Consider the following 17,473-nt stretch of genomic DNA (forward strand, 5'->3'; position numbering starts at 1 on the left):
TGACAGGGCCGTGCTAGTCCAGTTCGACGAGTCTGGCGAGGTTCGCCAGGGCCATGCGCGTACCCGTCTCGTTGTCCTCGGCCGGGATCGCGTCGGGAATGCCGTCATGCACGACGACGACCTCGGTGCCGCCGTCCACGTCGGTGAGCGTCGTGGTCATGGTCATCGCGCCGCGCAGTGCGGGATCGTCGGTCTCGAACTCGACCACCTCGACCACCTGCTCGTCGGACACGATCTTGACGAAGTGGCCGTGGTAGCTGTCGGTGTGTGCCGTCGACTTGCCGGTATTGTCCGGTGCCTCGTAGGTGAGCGACACGCGCAACGAGCCGCCCTCGCGCGCGTCGAACTCGTGCACGTGGCCGCTCATGCCGGTGGGCACCCGCCACTTGGCGACCGCAGCCGGGTCGAGCAGTGCCCGAAAGACAGTCGAGCGCGGCGCCTTGACGAGGTGGGACACCTGGGTCGAGTACATGAGGTGAATCTAGTGCCCGGCGCTCGGGATCGACCTGCACTCACACCGGCTGAAGTCGTGCCTCCGCGATGCGCGATCAGCGAGTAGCCCTGTGTCAGGCGGCGGAGGCGAGGACGGCAGGAAGTGCTCGGTGGCGGGTGGGGTCATAGGCGACGCCGTCTTGCCAGCAGCGCCAGCGGTCCTGCACCGGTTGGGCGCGCAGGTCAACGACATGGTGGCGGAGTTCCACGACCTGCCCGGCGGGCGCGTACCAGGTGATGGTGCGCCGCTACCTAGCTGCGGGCCAGTGCTCCGCCCTTCAGGGCGGGAATGAAGGCCGCGCGGAAAGGCCGGTTAGGCCCGCGCGTGCTCGAATACTCCAGCCGTAAATCGTGATCATCTCGGGCCGCGAAACTGGCTGCAGCTGATCGGCTCGCGCGGACAGCGGCATGGGCGGATGTTCGGCGCGGCGCCCGGTGTGGTGGTCGCTCGCGGATACCCGAACCCGGCTGAGCACGGGCCTACGTCCCGAATCCGCCGTACTCGACAAACTCAGCCATGCGTCTCTGCCAGGGAGGGGAACGCGCGGCGCGGCTGCTGGCCCGCCCACCACAGCCCGATCGCCAGCGCCGCTGTCGCCTCCAGGTACGCCGCCCGCGCCAGCCCGCCGCACGGCGCCGGCGTGCAACCGATCGAGCTGATGAGGGTCTCCGACGCGGTGGCTGCCTCGGCGTGGTCGGCGCAGTAGGGTACGGCCAGTGGTACGTCCTCGAAGGTTGGCGGACGCAGGGTCCAGATGCTCGCGTGGCAGAGGTTGAACGCCTTCACCACGTGCGCATCGGGCGCGGCGGCGGCCAGTTGCCGCGCCACAGACGTGGTGCCACCGGTGTTGAGCATCAGCCCGTCGCTGGTCGGTACGACAGGGTTGGTGCAGTCGATGACCGTCCGACCGGCGAGGCACCCGGCGAGGCCGCCCACCAGTTGCGGTGCCTCCGCCGCCGGGACCGCGACGAGGATGACGTCGCCGTGGCCCGCCGCGTCCGCGAGGCTGCCATACCCGGCGGCGCCGATTCGCCCGGCGGTCTGCTCCGCCCGCACCTGATTCCGACCGCCGATCACCACCTCGTGCCCGGCCGCAGTCCACGCGCCGCCGAGCGCCGCCGCCATACCGCCCGTGCCGAGTATGCCAATCTTCACGTCTGCTCCGTCTCTCGCTTTGCGGCGGCTCGGTACGCAACCGCCGTTCAGGACGATAGGCAGGTCCATGCACACCGAACGGTATGCAAGAGGTCGTGCAGGATGGGCGCATGGGTGATCCCGTTGACCAGCTCGACGACTACACCTCCGACTGCCGGGCCCGCGTGGCATTCGAGGTGCTCGCCAACCGCTGGGACAGCGTCGTGGTCTTCACGATCGCCGCGTACGGTCCGATGCGTCCGGCGGTGCTCCTTACCCGGATCGGCGGGATCAGCCCCAAGGTACTCAACGACGCGTTGCGCCGGCTGGAGTACAACGGCCTGGTGGAGCGCCGGCCGTACCGGCAAGTGCCACCCCGCGTGGACTACGCACTCACGGAAGCGGGCGGCGCGCTGCTGGAGCCGATGGAGGCGATGGGTGCCTGGGCCACCCGGTACGCCGACGCGGTTCTTGACGCTCAGGAACGGTTCGAGGCGCGTGAGAGGTCCATCCGGCCCGGATCCGCTCGGCGTCGCCGCTGAAGCATCCGACCCAGCGGCGAGCCTGAATGGCAGAAGGCGTCCGAGCGCCCATGGCCTTTTCGTTCGGCCGGCGACGCCCTCCTCGTCCCGGCTACGACCGCGCGGCGGTGCTGCGGGGTCCTGACCGCGCTGCGTTGACTTCCTCCACCGCCATGAATGGCGCCGATCCGATGAGCCGCACCGCCGGTGCCCGGGGGTCTCGGGCACCTGCGACGCGGCGTGGCGGGAGGGTCAGAGTGTGCTGCGGTACGGCGGCATGAACCGCAGCCGGGGCATCTGGTCGGCGAGCACTCCTCCGTCGACGACGAGATGGGTGCCGTTGATGTAGCGGCCGGCGTCGGAGGCCAGCAACAGGAGCGCGCCCACGCAGTCGGCCGGTGTGCCATAGCCACCGCGCAAAGGGATCCGCTCCTGCCAGGCGGCCTCGAACGCCTGGCGGTCCAGGGGGAACTCGCCGTCGATCGGAGTGGCGATCATGCCGGGAGCGATCGTGTTGGCGGTGATGCCGTGCGGGCCCAGCTCGGCGGCGAGCGATCGGGTGAGCAGCTCGACGGGCTCACGGTCGGCGACCTGGTCACCGTCGAACCACACGACTACTGCACCCGGTGTACGTACTGCCGCCTCGGCCAGGAACACCTCTGCGACAGCAAGCGGGGGTACGGCGTGAAGCTCGACGGCGGTATGACCGAGCGGATGGTGGTGCCGGCGCGGATCGCGTACCGGCTGCCGGACGCAACGCCACCGTGGATCGGGGCGCTGACCGAGCCGCTCGCCTGCTGCCTGCACGGGATGGACCAGCTGAACCCGCGCTCGGGCCTGCCGATCCTCATCTTCGGCGCCGGACCGGCCGGGGCGATGATGGTCGCCCTCGCCAAGGCGCGCGGGCTCGCACCGGTCGTGGTGCTGGATCCGCGCGCCGACCGGCGGGAGGCCGCCCTGCGGATGGGCGCGGACGTCGCCCTCGACCCGGCGTCGCTGGACGAGGCCGCCGCGCTGACCGACGGGCTCGGCTTCCCGCGCGTGATCGACGCGGTCGGCTCCGGCCGGATCCTGGAATCGGCGATCACCGTCTCGTCGCGCGGCGGCCGGATCCTCGTCTTCGGAGTGGCCCGACCCGACGACGAGGCCCGGGTACGCCCCAACGACATCTTCGCGCGCGAACTGACGCTGGTCGGTGATCAACCCATACACGCACCACCGCGCCGTGCAGATGCTGCCAACCCTGGGCCTGGACCGCCTGCGTCCGGCCTTCTACGGCCTGGACCAGCTACCGGCGGCCCTTGAAGCGCAGCGGACCGGCACGGCGGACAAGGTTTTCATCGCCCCGCACGGCACAGCCGCCGCACGGGGCTGACAAATCGCCGACACCCGGACAGCACATCCGCCGGCCCCAATCTGCCCCACCTGCAAGGCATGGACGGCATGCGTGCCCCGCCTGCTCCCACCCCGCTCCCCCCGACCCCGCGGCCCGCGGTACCCGCTGGCCGGCGGGATCCGGATGCCCGCCCACGGCGATGGTGACGGCCGACGAGGAGGACCGAGTCGACCCGGCCCTAAACCGGTGATGACCTTCAGGGCGACCTCCGCCTGAGCGCCGCCTGCGTCGGCGAAGAGAGTGAGCGCGCAACACGCCAGCTCAGGCTGAACCGACGCCGACGCCGACACCGCGCACCGCAGAGCCACGCGTCGACACGCCGACCTCGTGGCAGAGGCAGGTGTGACCCTGATACAGCTGGCTGTCGCCCTCGTGCTGCCACCCCGCGGTGACGTCCCGGCTCATGGGCGCGAGCGCAGGTCTGCGCGGCAGCTCGGCATCGAACGCGAGCACCTCTCCGCTACGAGCTTCGCTGATCCCAACCCCCGGACACCGGTTCGTTGGCACAGTGATTGGGTGGCCACGAGCGCGTCGGGGGTCGAGCGGCTGCGTGCCGCGATATCCAGGCGGATTCGGTTCGCGCCCGGAGGTGTGACGCGCCTGGAGCTCTTCCTCGACCTGGTCTTCGTCTACGCCTTCATCAACGTCACCGACCTGATGTCGGCAAACTTCCACCCGGTCGGCCTGGTCCGGGGATTGCTGGTGGTTGCGCTGCTGTGGCGGTGCTGGGTGTCGTACGCCTGGCTCGGGAACCTGGTTCGCCTCGACCGCGGCATCATGCCGCTGATCGTCTTCGGGGCGGCAGCCTGCATCTTCGTGGTCGGCGTCACGATTCCCGAGGCGTTCGCGGACCGACCGCATGGTCTGCCGGGCCCGCTCGTCTTCGCCATCGCGTTCGTGCTGGTTCGCCTCGGGCCACTGCTGGTCGCGAGCGTCGCTGTGTGGAATTCCGATGGCCGGCGCCCTTTTGTTCGGCGGGCGTGGACGCCGCTGTTCGCCAGCGCGCCGTTGCTGCTGGCTTCCGCATCACTTCCCTTGCTGCTGCCCACGTGGGCGCCGGCACACCTCGTACAGCTGGTGCTGTTCGCCGTGGCCACTGGTGCCGACTTCCTCGGTCTGATGGCGCTCGGCACGAGTGACTGGCAACTCATGTCGGTGGGCCACTGGGCCCAGCGCCACAGCCTGATCGTGCTCATCGCCCTGGGTGAGACGATCATCTCGATCGGCACCAGTCGCGGACTGGTTGGCGATCCGCCCATCACCTGGTCGGTGATCGTCGGATCGGCTCTGGGCTTCGTCGTGGTGGCGGTGCTGTGGTGGTCCTACTTTGACATCGCCAGATTCGCCGCGGAACAGTCACTGCAGCGCCTCCCGAATGACGCCAAGGCGCTGTTGGGCCGCGACGCCTACGCGCTGCTGCACCTGCCGATGGTGGGTGGCCTCATTCTGCTTGCGCTCGGCCTCAAGCACGCCCTGAGCTCCACGGAGGTGAGCACCGCCGATCGCTGGGACACGGGCAGCGTGCTCGTCCTCTACGGCGGAGCGGTGCTCTACCTGCTCGGGCTGCTGGCATTCGAGAAACGCGCCATCAACCTGGTCGGTCGCAGTGTAGTGCTCGGCATCGTGCTGCTCGTCGCCGTGACACCCGTGGCCCTGAATATGCCGACCCTGGGATCTCTGGCGATTCTCGCCGCCGGTGCGGGCGCTGTCGTGGTGGCCGACCGCACCGTCTTCCACGGCCGGCATCGCCGGTTGCACGGCGATATTTCCGCCACGGTGGGGCGAGTGGTCGCGGTTCGGCCCAACGAGCTCTTCCTCGACCTGATGGTCGTGTACGCGTTCATCCAGATCACGGTCCTGGTGACCCGCCAGCCATCGCCGGCAGGGGTCATTCAGGGCCTCGGCGTCCTGGTCCTGCTGTGGTGGTCCTGGTGCTTCTACGCCTGGCTGGGCAGCGCGACGACCCGCGTCACCACATCGGTGCGGGTGACCACGCTGACGGCAGCAGCGCTGACGCTCATACTCGGCATCGCCACCCCACAGGCGTTCAGTCGCGTTCCCGGCGGGCTACCCGGCCCGCTGATCGTCGTGACCTGCTACGTGGCGACTCGGGTGCTGCACATCGCCTCGTTCTGGTGGTTCACGAGGGCGAATCCAGTGCTGCGAGCCCAGGTGTTCCGGGCCGCCGTACCCGCCGCGGCGGCGTTGTCACTGCTCGTGGGGGCGACACTGACCTTTCCCGAGATCGGGGAGGCCATCTCGCCCGTCAGCGCGGCGTGCTGGGCAGTCGCGTTGGTGGTGGACCTCGCGGGCGGCTACCTGATCGGTCCCCGCAACTGGCGGATACGCTTGCTCGAGCACTGGACGGAGCGGTATCACCTCATTGTTCTGATCGCATTCGGTGAGGGGTTCATCTCCACGGGCGTTGCTCTGGCGGACACGCCGATCTCCCTGGCCGCCCTGCTCGCCATCACGTTCATCGTCACCCTGCTCGCCGCCCTGTGGTGGACCTACGCCGGCACAGACCGCCTGCTGCACCAGCGCCTGCCTCAGCTGTCGAACGCTCGGCGCCGGGCCGCGCTGGCCCGAGACGCCTACACCTATCTGCATCTGCTGCCCGTCGCCGGGCTGATCTTGGTCGCCTTGGGCCTGACCATGACGCTCGAGCAGGTGGCGGACCGGCCGGCCGCGCCGCTGGAGCCCCTGGGTCACGCCGCACTGTACGGAGGCGTGTTGCTCTTCCTTGCCGGTGACCAGCTGATCTGGTGGCGCGCTCGTGGCGCCCTCTGCCGCCGGCGGCTGCTCGGGACGCTGGTGGTGGCGCTTGCCGCTCCCGCAACGATCCTGCTGCCCAGTCTCGCGGCACTGGTGCTGCTCGCGGCGCTCGGTCTCACGGTCGCCACGACCACGCCGCTTCAAGGCAAGGAGGGCACAATCGCAGGGTGATCGTGAGTGTGTTCTTCGACGTGGGCGAGACGATCGTCGACGAGTCCCGGGAGTATGGGACCCGGGCGGACTGGCTGGGAGTGCCCCGGCACACCTTCTCGGCGGTCTTCGGGGCGGTGATCGCTCGTGGCCTGGACTACCGGGAGACGTTCCAGGTCTTCCGGCCCGGGTTCGACCTGGCCGGGGAGCGGGAGCGCCGCGCAGCGGTCGGTCGGCCCGAGCACTTCTCCGAACAGAACCTCTACCCAGATGCTCGGCCGTGCCTGGCCGCCTTGCGTGAGTTGGGCGTGCAGGTCGGCCTGGCCGGTAACCAGACGGCACGAGCTGAGACGATCCTGCGCGCCTTGGACCTGCCGGTGGACGTGATCGGCACATCGGACGGCTGGAGCGTGGAGAAGCTGTCGGCGGCGTTGAGCGCGTTGTCGCGGAGGCGGGGTGCCCCGCCGATCAGGTGCTGTACGTCACGGACCGGCTGGACAACGACATCCGGCCCGCGCAGGAAGCCGGGATCGCGACCGCGCTGGTGCGGCGCGGCCCCTGGGGCACATCCTCGATGACAAGGCGGTTAGCGAGCGATGCCTGTTCCGGCTCGACTCGCTGGCGGAGCTGCCGGAGCTGGTGCGCAAGCACAACGAGTCGGCGGCTTAGCTGCCGGGTAGGCCCGCTCGGCTGGCGGCGGGGCGGTGATCCGTTCGTCGAGCTGTCTGACCTGCCGGCTGTCGGCGAGTACGGGCCGGAGAGCACTTACTCGTTCCAGGCCGGTGCCGTACCAGTCGTTGTGGAGGGCGTCCATCGCCTGGTTGAGGCAGTGGGCGGCGTGGTCTCCGTCGCCACTGTGTGCGGCGACGACGTCGGCGAGGATGACGCTGCGCTGCTTGGCCACGTTGACGATCAGGCGGGCGAGGGCCTCGATGAGTTGTCCGGTGGCCTCGGTGTGGTCGTCGGCCGCGAGGGCTGCGTAGCCGGCGAAGGAGTGCAAACCACCGGCGTCGTAGAAGTCGAGCCATTCCGGCGGGGTGGGGTTGGCCTCAATCGCGGTTACGACGAGGTTGATCTGGTGGCGACTGACTGCGCCGGCGCCGGTGCGGGCTTCGCCCTCCGAGGCGACGCAGTGCAGCCAGCAGCGGACGGCCGGGCTAACGCCTTGCCAGCTGTGCTGGGCAGCGTCGACCAGTGGGCGGGCGGCGGAAGGGTCGTTGCGGAAGGCGGGGATGAAGGCCATGTGGCCGAGGACGGCGGCGGCTAGGGCGTGGTCTCCGGCTTCCCGGGTGACGGCGAGGGCGACGTCGTAGCAGCGCTGGGCGATGGCGGGTTGGTTGAGGTCGAAGAACGCCAGCCGGGCGGTGAGGAGCGCGGATTCGGCGAGGGTGGTGCGGCTGGTGCCGCTCGCGGCGCGGACGAGTCCGGTGCCGAGCTGGGTGTGAGCGTAGGCGGCCTCGTAGAGCGGCCGGGCCGGGCTGGTCCAGTACTCCTTGACCGACGTGGTCAAGCGCGGCGGCAGGGCTGTGGTGCCGACTGGCAGGCGTTGTCATGGCGACTACGTGCCCCAGGGCCGACAGTGTCCGGCGAATCCCCGAGCGGAAGCGCCACACGGGCGACGCGAATCCACGCTCCTCAGCCTGCACCGGCGGCCTGGCGTGGTCGTGCCGCGCCTACCGTCCTCCGACGGGCCGGCCGGACCCGTCGATGCGTGTCGGGAGACTGCAGGGCTCGAAGAGGCTCGGGTCGTGGAAGGAAACGATCCGGGAGACGCCTGTTCGGGTGAGGGTGAGCACCTGCAGGCCGTGCGGGTGGTAGAGCCCGTCGGCGCCGCGGGTGTAGGTGGCGAGCGCCGGCTGGCCGTTGGCCGTCGCCGGGATCGTGCGGACCGCCCCGGCGCGGTCGAACACGGTGGTGGTGAGGAAGCGGGTGACCGTGTCGCGTCCGGCGAACCAGGTCAGGTGTGGCGGCATCTCCATCGTGACGTCCTCGCGCAGCACCTGTAGCAGTGCCGCGGTGTCCGCGTTCTGGAAGGCCTGTGCGTACCGGTCGAGCAGCATCCGGTCGGCCGGATCGGCCGGTTCGGCGAACATATCCTCGGTGAGGCCGGTGCGAGCCAGGTGCGCGCGGGCCCGGGCGAGCGCGCTGTTGACCGCGTCGGTGGTGGTGTCGAGCAGATCGGCGACCTCGGAGGCGTGCCAGGCGAGCACGTCGCGCAGGATCAGCACCGCCCGCTGTCTGGCCGGAAGGTGTTGCAGAGCTGCCACCAGGGCGAGTCGGACGCTGCTACGTGTGGTGACGATCGTGGCAGGGTCCACGGCGGGCAGTGCCGCGTCCGGCAGCGGGTGGACCCAAGCGACGTCTGGGCCGGCGACCGTCAGCGGCTGGTCCGGGTCGCCGGACGGACCCAGCCCGGAGGGCAGGACCCGTCGACTGCGGTGGTTCAGGGTGGTGAGGCAGGCGCTGGTGGCGATGCGATACAGCCAGACCCGCAGCGACGATCGGCCCTCGAAACCGGCAAAGCCGCGCCAGGCCCGCAGGTAGGTCTCCTGGACGATGTCCTGGGCGTCGTGCATCGAGCCCAGCATGCGGTAGCAGTGCGCCAGAAGTTCGCGGCGAAACGGCTCGGTGAGCCGGGAGAACTCCTCGTCGTCCCTCCCCGCGTAAGGCTCCCGGACCAGATCCTGCGCTGCTTGCGCCATGTCGTCACTCCACCCGTCTGCGGCCTGACCTGTCTTGATGCAGACCTACGGTCCGCCTGAAAGTGATCGGCCCGGAGCTTCGGTGTGGCCAAGCCCACGTCGCTGTAGGTGGCCGACCACTCCGATCCATCCGCTGAGTCTTCATTCCTGACCGGCGAGCTGCCGCCCGGCGCTCGTACGGCCACTACTCGTGCCCGATCCGCTTCATCTCAGGCTTCAAAAGGCCGCAGAGGCCGTCGCCGCTGGCGTCGCGCCCTCCAAGTGGCGGTGGCCCCCGAACCGCGACGCGGGCCCCCTGGCCCCAGGTCAGTCGAGGCACAGACACATCGATGAGAGGACGACCAATGACTTCCACGACGACCCAGGACACCGACGAGCATGCGGTACGAGCGCTGATCGACGCCGTCTCGGCCGCGTGGGCGGACAACGACGTGGCCGCATTCGTCGCCCACTACGCCGACGACGCGACCGCGGTACTGCCCGGGCTCGCCCTCCTGAGCAAGGCGGTGATCCGCACCGCGATGGCAGCAGCGTTCGCCGACCAACTCGTTGGCACTCGGCGCATCCATCGCGTCCAGGACGTGCGGTTCCTCGACAACGCCACCGCGATCGTGATCAGCCGCAGCGTCACCGTCCGCGCCGGCGAGAACGAGCCGCCCGCCGATCACTGGTCGATCGCGACGTGGGTCCTGTCCGACCGCACCGGCCGATGGCTCATCGAGGCCTACCACGACTGCCCCGCCGCCTGACCGCAAACACCGCCAGACAACCGACGAGGAGGAACACGATGACCCAACTGTCCGGGCGGGTCGCACTGGTCACCGGCGGCAGCCGCGGGATCGGCGCGGCCATCGCCCAGCGACTCGCGCACGACGGCGCGACGGTGGCGCTCACCTACACCAGCGCCGCCATGAAGGCCCAGGTCGTCGCTGACAAGATCGAGGCCGAAGGCGGGCGCGCACTGGTCATCCGCGCCGACAACGGCGACCCGGACGAGGCCGTCGGTGCCGTCGAGCAGACCGTGCGGGTCCTCGGCGGCATCGACATCCTGGTCAACAACGCCGGCATCTTCACCGGCGGCCCACTGGACCAGATCACGCTGACCGAGCTCGACCGGATCCTCGCCGTCGACGTGCGCGCGGTCTTCCTCGCCTCGCAGGCCGCCGCGCGGCACATGACCGAAGGCGGTCGGATCATCACCATCGGCAGCGCTCTGACCGAGCGGGTCCCGGCGGATGGCATGACCGTGTATGCGATGTGCAAGGCCGCGCTGACCGGTCTGACCCGGGGCCTGGCGCGTGACCTGGGCCCGCGTGGGATCACCGCCACCGTGGTGCACGGCGGCCTGATCGACACCGACATGAACCCGGCCGATGGCCCAGCGGCGGGCCTGCTCAGCGGTGTCACCGCGCTCGGCCGCTACGGCACCGCCGCGGACATCGCCGCGACGGTGTCCCACCTGGCCAGCGACGGCGGCCGGTACATCACCGGCACCGCGATCACCGTCGACGGCGGATTCGCCGCCTGACCGTTCCGCCTGACCTGCCTCTCAGGGCGAGGCGGAACCCGAGCACCGGACAGACAACTCATGGAGAAGAACGTGGACAAAACACGAACGCCGGCACGCACCACCCCGGCGCAGCGGTGGGTTCTGGCCCTCAGCTCCCTCGCATCGTTCATCGTGGTGCTGGACATGCTGGTGGTGGCGACCGCGCTGCCCGCCATTCAGCGGGACCTCGGCGCGTCGCTCGAGGATCTCGAGTGGACCGTCAACGCCTACACGCTCAGCTTCGCGGTCCTGCTGATGACCGGGTCGGCGCTGGGCGACCGCTACGGGCGGCGGCGCCTGTTCGCGATCGGGCTGGGCCTGTTCGCCACGGCCTCGGCCGCCTGCGCGCTGTCCACCCAGGCGGGCCCGCTGATCGCGGCGCGAGTCGTGCAGGGCGCCGGCGCCGCGATGATCATGCCGGTCGCGCTGGGAGTGCTCAACGGCGCGTTCCCGCCCGAGCGACGCGGCTGGGCGACGGGCATCTACGGCAGCGTCACCGGGCTCGCCGCGATCACCGGCCCAGTCCTGGGTGGCGTCGTCACCCAGGACCTCGCCTGGCAGTGGATCTTCTGGCTGAACGTTCCGATCACGCTGATCGCGATTCCGCTGGTGCTCGGCCGGATTGTCGAGACCCGCGGGCCCGGCGGTGCGCTCGACCTTCCGGGCCTGGCCCTGGCCGCCGGCTCGGCGCTCGGCGTCACCTGGGCTCTGGTGCGCGGCAACGCGGCCGGATGGAGCAGCGCCGAGACCCTGGCGACGCTGGCCGGCGGGATCGTGCTCGGCGGCCTGTTCATCATCAGGGAGCTGAGAACCCCTACCCCCATGCTGCCGATGCGGTTGTTCCGCTCGCCGGCCTTCTCCGCCGGCAACGCCGCGGTCTTCTTCACAAACGCGTCGCTGACCAGCGCGATCTTCTTCACCGCCCAATTCCAGCAGGTCGCACTCGGCCACGGTGCACTGCAAGCCGGCCTGCGGCTGCTGCCGTGGGGCATCGCGCCGTTCCTCATCGCGCCACGGGCGGGCGCGCTCACCGATCGAATCGGCGAACGGACGCTCGTCATCGCCGGCACGCTCCTGCTCGGCGTCGGCATGGGATGGATCGCGCTGATCTCCGAGCCCGGCATCGGGTACGCCACGACCGCCGTCGCGATGACCGTCGGCGGCCTCGGGTTCTCGCTGGCCCTTCCCGCCGTCACCAAATCGGTCGTCAGCCGCGTCGCGCCGCAGGACATCGGCCGGGCCTCGGGCACCTTCAGCACCCTCCGCCAGCTCGGCGGCGCGTTCGGGGTCGCCCTCACCGGCGCCGTCTTCGCCACGGCCGGCGGCTACGCCACGGCTCGCGCATTCAGCAACGGCTACGTCCCGGCAATGAGCGTCTCCGCCGCGCTCGCCTTCGCAGCCACCGCCGCCGGCATGGTGCTACCACGACACCGCCGACTCGCGCCGACCACGATCACCGGACATGCCGCACCTGTCGAATCCAAGACGGGATGACCCGTCGAGCAGGATGAGCTACTTGTCCTCGTCTTTCGAGTGACGGTCGCCTACCTCGTCGTACCGGGGCCGAGGAGGCACGACTGCGCCCACTGCACCAGTGGACAGCGCACGGGAACGGCTCCAGAGAACGGCATAGTGAGCGGCATTGCGCATCGGATCGTCCGAGCCGACTCTCCGAGAGAGCCACGGGCCGCCCGGTCGGCACCAGGCCGACGCCGGCGCCGATGACAGCATGTGGGCAGGTAGGTCAGCTACCCGTTCCTGCGCCAGATGGTGACCACCACGGTTCCAACCTGGCGCGCGGTCGGGAGAACGTTTCGGAGCCGTCGGCGACAGCTGGGGAGGTCACGGTGGCGAGGTTGCCCTGGTCGGTGCCGTAGACGCTGTCGGACTCCGCGAGGCTGTCGGCTCCGTACGTGACACAGACCTGACCGCAGTCCGCTCGACCCGAAGTGGCAGGCTGCTGTGGTGTTTGCGGAGCCGCGCGGCGACTACTCCTGGCTGTTCGACCTGGTGGCGACTGATCCGGTCATCCGTCACCGTGCGCTGGCCCGCCATCAGGCAATCCTCGCCGCGGCGAGCGAAGCGCTGCACCGCTCGAATGCCCTGTGGGCCGCGCATTACCGGTCGAGGTCCAGCCAGACTCGCCTAGGCGCGGCATTGGATCAGGCGCGCGCCGATTTCCGGTGGCATCAGGAGCAGACGATCTACGGGCCCTTCCACGCCTTCCGCGATGCCGCGGACGGTGACGATACGGCACGCGGGCTGTGGGCGCCGTTCGCCGTGCTGTACCTGCAGTGGGAGGCGGAGTATCCCGACCAGTGGGACGCGCCGGAGTCGTGGATGTGGTCCCGCTGGGGCACCAAGGAGGGAGTTCTTCGCCGGCTCGATCGCGGCGGTCTCCCTGACGACATCCAGCCTCAGATCGCTGCGCTGATCCTCGCGGCGTTGAGGCGACCGTACCGGTGCAAGGACTGGGCGTACGCCTGTCTGGTCCGCCATATCGACGACCCGTTGTTCTTCCACGCGGTGGAGATGCTGACCTCGGCCGACGACCCCTCGGTCCGGCTCCGAGCGCAGTTCGTTCTGCACGTGGCCGCGCACCCCGAGCAACGGACCACCCGCACGAGCTGGCGACGGTGGCTCAACGCAGCTGGCTGACCTGCGGGCTGCGGGCACGCGCAGATCGCGGGTACAGCGGCCGCCTCCGGCGTGAGCCATGTCGCGCTCTCATGCCGTGCTGATCGGAACGCAGGTCTCCCGGGTGTCAAGTAGCCAGCCGACGGGGCGGCGGCAGCTGCGCCACTGGCCAGCCCTTGCTCACAGGGTGCTCCCACCGCCGTCGGGCCACCTGGTCTGCCGACTCGCCCGCCCGGCCCGACGAGTGCACAGTCGGACGGCGAACCGACACTGATCCGTAACGCATCAACTGGAGCCCGACAGGACCAGCAGCCGGCGGTCCCGCCCCTGCGGAGCTCACGCCCGGTTGACGTGTCGGCCGCACGGATGCGGTACGCGCCAATCCTCGACGACCGCCGGCGCCGGCAGGAACCACCAGGACCACTGCCGACGCTGTATTCCCATGACCACCAGGACAACCCAGGCCACAGCGGCCAGACCGAGCAGGTGAACCAGGCCGAGCGCTCAGGAATGCCGCGTCTTACCAGCGGCATGGCCTTAGCCCGATCTTGGCTGGGGTGATGTCGACCGGAGTTGTCGTATCCGGGCCGCTTTGTTCGTAGCTACGGTGAGAGGCGGTCCACGAAGGCGCCGTCACGACCACAGGAGCTGCCACCGATGACGCACCCGCAGACCAAGGTCCACCGCATGTTCGAGCTCGTCGAGCCGATCGCCACCGTCACCTTCTCCGAGGTGCCGAACGAGGCGTTCCTGGCGTTGGGTATGCGCAACTACTGGGACGGGTACTTCGCGGGCCGGGCCGCGCCGCTGGGCCTGGCGCCGGCCGAGGTGGTGCACGCGGTCTTCTACAACTTCGCCGACGGCGAGGTGGCGCGCCACATCCCGTGGGTCTGGGGGAAGACCACCCCGCAGGAGGCGATCGCGGTGCGCGAGCGGGGCAGCGCCGCAGCGCTGCGACAGAGGATCGGTCCGCTCGCCGACTCCCCCGATCTGGTGCGGGTCGCCGATCTGGCCACCCGGGCAGCGGTCAGCGCGCCGACCGAGGGCCGCGCGCTGTACGCCGGGCTCCGGGCGCTCGACGTGCCCGCGGAGCCGGTGGCCAGGCTCTGGCACGCGGCGACGCTGCTGCGGGAGCACCGCGGGGACGGCCACAACGCCGCCCTCCTCGCCCACGGCATCGGCGGCACCGAGGCCCACGTCCTGCTCGCCCTCTCCCTCGGCATGCGGGCGGAGAAGTTCGGCCGGACCCACCACCTGCCCAAGGCACAGCTCGCCGGTGTCGTCGACGGGCTGCGCCGCCGCGGCCTCGTGGACGCCGCCGGCGGGTTCACCGACGCCGGCCGGGAGACCAAGGAGCGGATCGAGGCCCTCACCGACGAGCTGGCGGCGCCGGCGTACGACGTGCTCACCCCCGACGAGATCGACGAGCTGATCGCGGGGCTCGAGCCGATCGCCACCGCGGCACAGGAAGTCGACGACTGAGCGGGCGCATCAGGCGACGGTAACGACACCAGCTCACCCCGGCACCTGCGGCATCGCATGGACGGCGACGATTCCTCCGGGCCAGCATGCCCGTCGAGCTCATCGTCCGTGGCTCCGCCTGGTCGGAACCATACGACGTAACCGGCAGACGACATCGACAGGCAACGGCATATAGAAGGGCTGCCGACCTCGATGCCAGCGCCCTCGGCGCGGTATGAGCGGATGGTGTTCACCACGTAACGAGTTCGGCCAGTGCGGCACTGGTGGTTTCGTCGGCCGGGAGGAATGCTTCCAGTCGCAGTTCGGCGATGGTTACGTCGGTGGCGGTGCCGAAGTGGGTGAGTGTGGTGATGAGCCGCAGTTCCCGGTTGTCTGGGTCGCTCGTGCGCAGGTGCAGCGGCACCGCGAACCCGAGGTGATGTGGCGAGAGTTGCCGTGGCCGCGGGGGTGCCAGGTTGACGAGTTCCTCGGCGAGGCGCTGGAGCCGGTCGCTCGGGTTGCGGACGCTTTCGGCTTGGACGCTGTCGATGATGTGCCAGGCCCATTCGTCGAGGTTGACGATGCGGGGTGCGAGACCGCGGGGGTGCAGCAGGACTCGGGGGACGCTCACGGGTGGGGTGAGCAGGTGTGGGTCCACTCCGCGGGTGATCATGTGGAAGCCGGCGTTGGCGGAGATGAGGTCGGCGTGCCGGTCGACGATCACGGCCGGGTACGGCAGGTGCCCGTGCAGGACGCGTTCGAGGGCGGTTCGGACCGGTGCCAGTTGAGGGTCGTCCAGTTCGCGCTGTGGGTACGCGGGCGCGAATCCGGCGGCGAGGAGCAGTTCGTTGCGTTCGCGGATCGGCACCTCCAGCGATTCGGCCAGCCGTATGATCATCGCCCGGCCAGGTGTTGAGCGTCCGCTCTCGATGAAGCTGACGTGCCGTTGCGTGGTGCCGGCCCGCACGGCCAGTTCGAGTTGGCTGACGCGTCGTCGGGTGCGCCATGTGCGCAACGCACCCGCGAGTCCGCCGCTCGCGGATTCGGTGATCATTCTTCCTGTGTACCGGGTGCCGCGCCTGCTGGCGATTCCCTCCGGGGAATTGTCGCGGCGCGTTCGGGGCAGAACAGTCGTGGTCGTAACGATCATCACGACCCGAAAGATCACTATGACTGACATCGACCTGAGGAATCTCACCGACCGCTACGTCGCGGTGTGGAGCGAGCCCGACCCGGAACGTCGCCGCGCCGCCGTTCGCGAGCTCTGGTCCACCGACGGGGTCCATGTCCTGCAGCCGCCTCACGAAATGCGACAGGCCGCCGAGGGCCTGGGGTTCGATCATCTCGTCCTGGAGGCGCGCGGGCATGACGAACTGGAGGTGCGGGTGAGGCGCGCGTACGAAGAGTTCATCGCCCCGGGCATCTTCGTGTTCCGCTCCCGCGGGGATGCGGAGCGGCTCCACGACGTGGTCAAGTTTCGCTGGGAGATGGTGCCTCGCGACGGTGGCGACGTGGCCGGTGTCGGGCTGGAGATCCTCGTGCTCGGAGCGGACGGGCGCATCGTCAGCGACTACCAGTTCATCGAGGGATGACCGCGATGACTGCGACGCTGCCCCCGTCCGTGCGCAGCTACCATGTCAACAGCGGCGACGGCATCGATGGCCTGTCGCTGCGTACCCACGAACCGCGCACGCCAGGCATCGGCGAGGTCGCAGTCGCGGTCCAGGCCGTCTCGCTGAGCTTCCGCGACCTGCTGGTGCTGCGGGGGCGCTACGTGCTGCCGGTCAAACCGGATGTCATCCCCGTCTCCGACGGTGCCGGGCAGGTCATCGCCGTGGGGCCAGGTGTCCAGCGGGTGCGACCCGGTGACCGGGTCACCGCCGCGCTGTTCCCGCAGTGGCGGGACGGTCCCCTGGAACCGTCATCCCTGCCACAACTGGGAGGCTCCCTCGACGGCATGCTTACCGAACTCGCCGTCCTGCCGGAGCAAGCCCTCCTCCCGATCCCCGAACACCTCTCCTACGCCGAAGCCGCAACGCTGCCGTGCGCTGCGGTCACCGCGTGGAACGCGCTGACCGGGGACGGTCCTGGGATCCAGCCCGGGCACACGGTGCTGACCACCGGCTCGGGCGGCGTATCACTGTTCGCGGTACAACTGGCCAAGCTTCTCGGCGCGAAAGTGATCGCCACGACCGGCCAGGCCGAGAAGGAGCAGCGGCTTCGTGACCTAGGCGCTGACGAGGTCGTCAACTATCGCACCGTTCCCGACTGGCACACCGCGGTCCGCGACATCACCGGCGGGCGAGGGGTCGACCGGGTCGTCGACACTGCCGGAACACTGGAGCAGTCACTGAAGTCGCTTGCCATCAACGGCCACGTGGCGTTCGTAGGGTCCCTCTCCGGAGACTGGCCACCACTCGATCCTCGCCTGCTGTTCGGTGTCGCCGCGACGGTCCGGGCGTTGGCAGTCGGAAGTCACGCCCAGTTCACCAAGCTGAACGAGATCATCACCGCGCACCAGCTTCGGCCTGTCACCGACCGAGCGTTCCCGTTCGAGGAAGCCGGCGCGGCGTTCCGGCACTACGAGTCGGCCAGCCCGTTCGGAAAGGTCATCATCGAAATCCGATAACCGGTCTGTGTGGCGGCGGAATCCGC

17 protein-coding genes and 1 pseudogene are annotated in these 17,473 nt (G+C 69.7%); 11 read left to right on the forward strand and 7 right to left on the reverse strand.

Translation table 11 applies throughout. From position 1 onward, the window contains the following. Positions 1 to 13: 13 nt before the first annotated feature. Complete coding sequence (locus NLX85_RS18795; protein WP_254336871.1) at positions 14 to 472, reverse strand: SRPBCC domain-containing protein; 459 nt, start codon at positions 470 to 472, stop codon at positions 14 to 16. Positions 473 to 1,003: 531 nt separating this feature from the next. After that, on the reverse strand, positions 1,004 to 1,717 hold the full coding sequence (locus NLX85_RS18800; protein ID WP_254336873.1) for an NADPH-dependent F420 reductase: 714 nt from the start codon (positions 1,715 to 1,717) through the stop codon (positions 1,004 to 1,006). Positions 1,718 to 1,758: 41 nt separating this feature from the next. Here NLX85_RS18800 and NLX85_RS18805 point away from each other — a divergent pair, with 41 nt between their 5' ends. Then, positions 1,759 to 2,169: a helix-turn-helix domain-containing protein gene (locus tag NLX85_RS18805; protein WP_254336875.1), complete on the forward strand. Its 411-nt coding sequence runs from the start codon at positions 1,759 to 1,761 to the stop codon at positions 2,167 to 2,169. 231 nt (positions 2,170 to 2,400) lie between these two features. Here NLX85_RS18805 and NLX85_RS18810 read toward each other — a convergent pair whose 3' ends face one another. Continuing rightward, positions 2,401 to 2,760, reverse strand: a complete 360-nt coding sequence (locus NLX85_RS18810; RefSeq protein ID WP_254336877.1) for an SDR family oxidoreductase — start codon at positions 2,758 to 2,760, stop codon at positions 2,401 to 2,403. Between NLX85_RS18810 and NLX85_RS18815 the strand changes: the two genes are divergently transcribed. Next, on the forward strand, positions 2,677 to 3,453 hold the full coding sequence (locus tag NLX85_RS18815; protein WP_254336879.1) for a zinc-binding dehydrogenase: 777 nt from the start codon (positions 2,677 to 2,679) through the stop codon (positions 3,451 to 3,453). The genes NLX85_RS18810 and NLX85_RS18815 overlap by 84 nt on opposite strands. A 352-nt stretch (positions 3,454 to 3,805) precedes the next feature. Here NLX85_RS18815 and NLX85_RS18820 read toward each other — a convergent pair whose 3' ends face one another. Next, positions 3,806 to 3,997 carry a hypothetical protein gene (locus tag NLX85_RS18820; RefSeq protein WP_254336881.1) on the reverse strand — a complete coding sequence of 64 codons (192 nt, stop codon included), beginning with the start codon at positions 3,995 to 3,997 and terminating at the stop codon, positions 3,806 to 3,808. A 63-nt stretch (positions 3,998 to 4,060) separates the two neighbouring features. Between NLX85_RS18820 and NLX85_RS18825 the strand changes: the two genes are divergently transcribed. Next, the gene (locus tag NLX85_RS18825) at positions 4,061 to 6,490 is read left to right on the forward strand and encodes a low temperature requirement protein A (RefSeq protein ID WP_254336882.1); all 2,430 of its coding nucleotides are present in this window, start codon (positions 4,061 to 4,063) and stop codon (positions 6,488 to 6,490) included. Beyond that, a pseudogene (locus NLX85_RS18830) lies at positions 6,487 to 7,138 on the forward strand (HAD family hydrolase). The gene NLX85_RS18825 and the pseudogene NLX85_RS18830 overlap by 4 nt, the downstream one beginning before the upstream one ends. On the opposite strand, the gene NLX85_RS18835 reads toward NLX85_RS18830, so the two are convergent. Then, positions 7,056 to 7,979 carry a hypothetical protein gene (locus tag NLX85_RS18835; RefSeq protein ID WP_254336884.1) on the reverse strand — a complete coding sequence of 308 codons (924 nt, stop codon included), beginning with the start codon at positions 7,977 to 7,979 and terminating at the stop codon, positions 7,056 to 7,058. The pseudogene NLX85_RS18830 and the gene NLX85_RS18835 overlap by 83 nt on opposite strands. A gap of 163 nt (positions 7,980 to 8,142) precedes the next feature. Next, positions 8,143 to 9,171, reverse strand: a complete 1,029-nt coding sequence (locus tag NLX85_RS18840) for a sigma-70 family RNA polymerase sigma factor (protein WP_254336886.1) — start codon at positions 9,169 to 9,171, stop codon at positions 8,143 to 8,145. A gap of 344 nt (positions 9,172 to 9,515) precedes the next feature. On the opposite strand from NLX85_RS18840, the gene NLX85_RS18845 reads away from it, so the two are divergent. The 5 genes from NLX85_RS18845 (at position 9,516) to NLX85_RS18865 (ending at position 14,839) form a co-directional block, all read left to right on the forward strand. After that, complete coding sequence (locus tag NLX85_RS18845; protein WP_254336888.1) at positions 9,516 to 9,920, forward strand: SgcJ/EcaC family oxidoreductase; 405 nt, start codon at positions 9,516 to 9,518, stop codon at positions 9,918 to 9,920. A gap of 38 nt (positions 9,921 to 9,958) precedes the next feature. Continuing rightward, positions 9,959 to 10,699 carry an SDR family oxidoreductase gene (locus tag NLX85_RS18850; protein WP_254336890.1) on the forward strand — a complete coding sequence of 247 codons (741 nt, stop codon included), beginning with the start codon at positions 9,959 to 9,961 and terminating at the stop codon, positions 10,697 to 10,699. A gap of 60 nt (positions 10,700 to 10,759) precedes the next feature. After that, complete coding sequence (locus NLX85_RS18855) at positions 10,760 to 12,214, forward strand: MFS transporter (protein WP_254336893.1); 1,455 nt, start codon at positions 10,760 to 10,762, stop codon at positions 12,212 to 12,214. A gap of 471 nt (positions 12,215 to 12,685) precedes the next feature. After that, positions 12,686 to 13,378: a hypothetical protein gene (locus NLX85_RS18860; protein ID WP_254336895.1), complete on the forward strand. Its 693-nt coding sequence runs from the start codon at positions 12,686 to 12,688 to the stop codon at positions 13,376 to 13,378. A 636-nt stretch (positions 13,379 to 14,014) separates the two neighbouring features. After that, positions 14,015 to 14,839 (forward strand): MarR family winged helix-turn-helix transcriptional regulator, encoded by an 825-nt coding sequence (locus NLX85_RS18865; protein WP_254336897.1) that lies wholly within the window; start codon positions 14,015 to 14,017, stop codon positions 14,837 to 14,839. A gap of 229 nt (positions 14,840 to 15,068) precedes the next feature. On the opposite strand, the gene NLX85_RS18870 is transcribed toward NLX85_RS18865, so the two are convergent. Then, a complete protein-coding gene (locus NLX85_RS18870; protein ID WP_254336899.1) occupies positions 15,069 to 15,872 on the reverse strand; it encodes a helix-turn-helix domain-containing protein in 804 nt (267 codons plus the stop codon). A gap of 115 nt (positions 15,873 to 15,987) precedes the next feature. On the opposite strand from NLX85_RS18870, the gene NLX85_RS18875 reads away from it, so the two are divergent. Next, positions 15,988 to 16,410, forward strand: coding sequence for a hypothetical protein (locus tag NLX85_RS18875; RefSeq protein WP_254336901.1), 423 nt, complete (start codon positions 15,988 to 15,990; stop codon positions 16,408 to 16,410). Between the two features lie 5 nt (positions 16,411 to 16,415). Then, positions 16,416 to 17,447, forward strand: a complete 1,032-nt coding sequence (locus tag NLX85_RS18880) for an NAD(P)-dependent alcohol dehydrogenase (protein ID WP_254336903.1) — start codon at positions 16,416 to 16,418, stop codon at positions 17,445 to 17,447. The last annotated feature ends 26 nt before the right edge of the window (positions 17,448 to 17,473 follow it).

Origin of the sequence: Micromonospora sp. A3M-1-15 (genome assembly GCF_024213425.1) — a bacterium.
Classification (GTDB): Bacteria; Actinomycetota; Actinomycetes; order Mycobacteriales; family Micromonosporaceae; genus Micromonospora; species Micromonospora chersina.

Bases quoted from the DNA above. Each gene is read 5' to 3' on its own strand.
- NLX85_RS18795 (WP_254336871.1), bottom strand. From the start codon at position 472: ATGTACTCGACCCAGGTGTCCCACCTCGTCAAGGCGCCGCGCTCGACT.
- NLX85_RS18800 (WP_254336873.1), bottom strand. From the start codon at position 1,717: ATGGACCTGCCTATCGTCCTGAACGGCGGTTGCGTACCGAGCCGCCGC.
- NLX85_RS18805 (WP_254336875.1), top strand. From the start codon at position 1,759: ATGGGTGATCCCGTTGACCAGCTCGACGACTACACCTCCGACTGCCGG.
- NLX85_RS18840 (WP_254336886.1), bottom strand. From the start codon at position 9,171: ATGGCGCAAGCAGCGCAGGATCTGGTCCGGGAGCCTTACGCGGGGAGG.
- NLX85_RS18845 (WP_254336888.1), top strand. From the start codon at position 9,516: ATGACTTCCACGACGACCCAGGACACCGACGAGCATGCGGTACGAGCG.
- NLX85_RS18850 (WP_254336890.1), top strand. From the start codon at position 9,959: ATGACCCAACTGTCCGGGCGGGTCGCACTGGTCACCGGCGGCAGCCGC.
- NLX85_RS18855 (WP_254336893.1), top strand. From the start codon at position 10,760: ATGGAGAAGAACGTGGACAAAACACGAACGCCGGCACGCACCACCCCG.
- NLX85_RS18865 (WP_254336897.1), top strand. From the start codon at position 14,015: ATGACGCACCCGCAGACCAAGGTCCACCGCATGTTCGAGCTCGTCGAG.
- NLX85_RS18870 (WP_254336899.1), bottom strand. From the start codon at position 15,872: ATGATCACCGAATCCGCGAGCGGCGGACTCGCGGGTGCGTTGCGCACA.
- NLX85_RS18875 (WP_254336901.1), top strand. From the start codon at position 15,988: ATGACTGACATCGACCTGAGGAATCTCACCGACCGCTACGTCGCGGTG.
- NLX85_RS18880 (WP_254336903.1), top strand. From the start codon at position 16,416: ATGACTGCGACGCTGCCCCCGTCCGTGCGCAGCTACCATGTCAACAGC.